This is a genomic window from Mesorhizobium sp. M7A.F.Ca.ET.027.03.2.1, from assembly GCF_003999175.1.
Taxonomy (GTDB): domain Bacteria; phylum Pseudomonadota; class Alphaproteobacteria; order Rhizobiales; family Rhizobiaceae; genus Mesorhizobium.
In genome coordinates, this window is the sequence record NZ_RZOM01001418.1 from 1 (window position 1) to 1,199 (window position 1,199).

At 63.2% G+C, this 1,199-nt stretch carries 2 protein-coding genes; both read left to right on the forward strand.

Annotated elements, in window-relative coordinates:
* The coding region (locus tag EN750_RS35205) for an ATP-binding cassette domain-containing protein (RefSeq protein WP_145968238.1) at window positions 1–503 on the forward strand (503 nt) is incomplete at its 5' end.
* Between the two features lie 79 nt (window positions 504–582).
* Window positions 583–1,199, forward strand: a 617-nt coding sequence (locus EN750_RS35210) for an ABC transporter permease (RefSeq protein WP_145968239.1), incomplete at its 3' end; no start/stop codon positions are given.

Consider the following 1,199-nt stretch of genomic DNA (forward strand, 5'->3'; position numbering starts at 1 on the left):
TCGCCAAGGACCGCGGCGAGAATGGCATCGTCCAAGGCTTCAACATCCAGGAAAATATCAGCCTGCCGTTTCACAAGCGCATGTCGCGCTTCGGCATCCTGAGGCGCCGCCTCGAACGCACCACGGCACGCCGGCAGATCGAGGAACTGAGCATCGTCTGCCGTTCCGAGAAGGACGAGATGTCGGAGCTGTCCGGCGGCAACCAGCAGAAGGTGATGGTCGCCCGCTGGATGGCGCAGGAGGCAAGGCTGTTCATTCTGGATGAGCCGTTTCAGGGCGTCGATATCTCGGCCCGGCGCGACATTGCCGCCAAGCTCAGGGCCAGTGCAAACGGACGCGCCACGCTGCTGTTCGTCACAGAACTCGACGAGGCCCTGGAGACCGCCGATCGCATCCTGGTCATGTCGGAACAGACCATCGTCGGCGAACACCGCAATGCCGATGTCGATCTCGACCGCCTGCTGGCCGAGGTCGCCGGCGGGCCGCTGCACAGTGCGGCCTGAGCGCGGGCGATAGGAATTGGAATGGAGAGAGCATGGGTTCGGGTTGGGTAAAGACGGCAGCAGCGCGCGGGAGCGCCGAATGACATTGCGCGACCACGCCATCCGCTACGGGTTCATCGTGCTCTTGTTCGGGCTCGTCGCCTATTTCTCGATCGCCGCCGACGGTTTCGTTTCGCCGCAAAGTGCCGTCTTCATCTTCCAGTCGGTCGCCATCACCGGCGTGCTGGCGCTCGGCGTCACCGCCACGCTGGTTGTCGGCGGCTTCGATCTGTCGATCGGCTCGGTCGCTACATCAGCCATGATGGCGGCCGCCTATGTGATGGTGGTGCTGGAGCAGAACGCCCTTGTCGCGGTCGTCGTCTGCCTGCTCATCGGCGCCATTGTCGGCCTGATCAATGGCTGGCTGATCGTCTACATGCGTGTGCCCGATCTGCTGGCGACGCTCGGCATGATGTTCCTGCTCGTCGGCCTGCAGCGCATTCCAACCGAAGGCCGCTCGATCGCCACCGGCATGACCATGCCGGACGGTTCGGTCGCCAATGGCAAATTCTCCGACGCCTTCCTGGCGCTCGGCCGCCACCGCTTCGACTTCTTCATCCCGAACCTGATTCCGGTGTCGGTAGTCGTGCTGCTCGTGCTCGCCGTGCTGATCTGGTTCTTCCTCGAATACACCCGCTTCGGTCGCATGATGTATGC